Consider the following 2154-nt stretch of genomic DNA (forward strand, 5'->3'; position numbering starts at 1 on the left):
AAGCCTGTGAGCCCGCCGCGCCGCACAGCCCCGCTTCTGCCGGGCGAGCAGGGCCGCGACCTGCCGCTTCTGGCGGTGTGTGCAATCCTTGTCTTCCTCGCCTGCCTTTCGGTCATCGGTGCGGCAGGGGCGTGGCAGACGGCAGGCGGCTGGTCACAGCAGCTCGACCGGGAAATGACCCTCCAGATCCTGCCCGGAGCGGATAGCGATGGCGACGAGGCGGCGCGCGAGGCCGGCGCGCTGGCAGCCGGGCTTCCCGGTGTCCTGTCTGTCGAGGTGCGCAGCCGCGCCCAGTCGGAGGCCCTTTTGCGCCCGTGGCTCGGCAGCACGCAGCTGCCCGAGGACTTTCCGCTGCCGCGCCTCGTCACCCTGAGCATTGATCCGGCAAACCCGCCTGCCTCGCGCGCACTGGAGGCGCTCTTTGCCGATGCCCCCTACCGGGTGGTGGTGGACGACAACCGGCTGTGGGCGGGCGCAATTTCCCGCGCCTCGTCAACGGTGCGCTATTTTGCGATTGCCCTTGTTGTGCTGGTGTGTGCAGCGGCTGCGGCCGTGATCGTGTTTGCCGCGCGCACTGCACTGTCCATGCGCCGCGATGTGGCCGAGGCGCTGCATCTGGTCGGCGCGCCAGATGGCTATATCATCGCCCTGTTCCAGAACCGCTTCTTCCTTCTGGGGCTCAAGGCCGGGGCAGGCGGGGCGGTTCTCGCGCTGCTCGCAGCCGCCGGCCTCAGTCTCGCTTCGGGCAATGCAGGCGCACTCTTCTTCCTGCCCAGCCTGGCGCCGGGATGGGGTGTTCTGGCCCTTGTGCCGCTGGCCGCGCTGGCTTCGGGCCTTATCTGTGCCCTGTCGGCCCGCATCGCCGTTGCGCGGGGCCTGAAGGCCCGCTGGCCCTGATCCTTCGCGATTGGCAAGGGCGGGCCTGAGCGCCATAATCCTGCCTCGCGCGGCCTGAAGTATCGAGAAGCCAACCGTCCGGAGATACGCCCCGATGAAAGCCGCCTTCTCCTTCATCCGGTTTGCCGCCTTTGCGCTGGTCATTGCGGCGGTTACGGGCTTTGCATTATTCGTGCGCGCAGGTCTCTCCCATGCCGGAGAAGGCATTGACAGGGCCGATGCCATCGTGGCGCTGACGGGCGGCGAGGGCCGGGTTGCGACCGGTGTTGCGATCCTTGCCGAGGGACGCGGCGAACGCCTGCTGATTTCCGGCAGCAATCCCGAAGTGACCATGAATGCAATCCGCGCCGCAGCGGGCGCCCCGCCGGCCCTTTTTGATTGTTGCGTCGATATAGGCGTCGAGGCCGCCAACACGGTCGGCAATGCCGAGGAAACCGCCCGCTGGGCGGCAACTCACGGCTATGACCGGCTCATCATCGTGACGTCAGACTTTCACATGCCGCGCGCGCTTCTCGAACTGAAGGCCGCCATGCCTGATCATGAATTGCTTCCCCATGGCGTGTCGACGCCGCCCCCATGGTCGGACATGCGCGCGGCCCGGCGCTGGCTGCAGGAATACCTGAAATTCTCCGCCGTCTATGCCCGCGAGGCGGTGCGCGCACCGCTTGGCGCGGCGGCGTGACTGCCGCTAGTAAGCTCCCGTTCGGTTCACACCTCACAAGGGCAGGTCAGGCGTGCACATCATAGGTTCCGCGCTCTTCGTCATCTGGATGTACGGCCTCATGGCGGTGATGGGGCTGTTATGCTCACCGCTCTTGCTGGGTCCCAGAAGCTGGGCGCGCGGCTGCTTTGCCGTCTACCGCACGCTCGTCTTTGCAGGCCTTCGCGTCCTTTGCGGCATACGCTTCGAGGTGCGCGGGCGCGAACATATTCCCCAGGGCCCGGCGCTGGTTGCGTCCAAGCACCAGTCCATGTTCGAGACGCTGGCCTTCTGGCACATCCTGCCTGACCCCGCGATCATCCTGAAAAAGGAACTCAAATACCTGCCCTTCTTTGGCTGGTATGCGATGAAGCTGAAAAACGTGGCGGTTGACCGCTCGGCAGGTGCCAGCGCCCTGAAAGCCATGCTGCGCGCGGCCCGCGAGCGCGCGAATGAAGGCCGCCAGATCGTGATCTTCCCGCAAGGCACGCGGGTGAAGCCCGGCGCGCCGGAAACCTACAAGCCCGGAGTGGCTGGCCTCTATGGCGCGATGGATG

The 2154-nt window shown here is 66.4% G+C and carries 3 protein-coding genes; all 3 read left to right on the plus strand.

Going from position 1 to position 2154, the window contains the following annotated elements; all coding sequences use genetic code 11:
- The coding region (locus ACTS2Z_RS02770) for a cell division protein FtsX (protein WP_442571705.1) at positions 1–897 on the plus strand (897 nt) is incomplete at its 5' end.
- A 94-nt stretch (positions 898–991) separates the two neighbouring features.
- Positions 992–1579: a YdcF family protein gene (locus ACTS2Z_RS02775; protein ID WP_442571706.1), complete on the plus strand. Its 588-nt coding sequence runs from the start codon at positions 992–994 to the stop codon at positions 1577–1579.
- A gap of 52 nt (positions 1580–1631) precedes the next feature.
- Positions 1632–2154 (plus strand): lysophospholipid acyltransferase family protein (locus ACTS2Z_RS02780; RefSeq protein ID WP_442571707.1); only part of this gene is annotated, 523 nt, incomplete at its 3' end.

It is taken from the genome of Glycocaulis sp. (assembly GCF_052168375.1).
GTDB lineage: Bacteria > Pseudomonadota > Alphaproteobacteria > Caulobacterales > Maricaulaceae > Glycocaulis.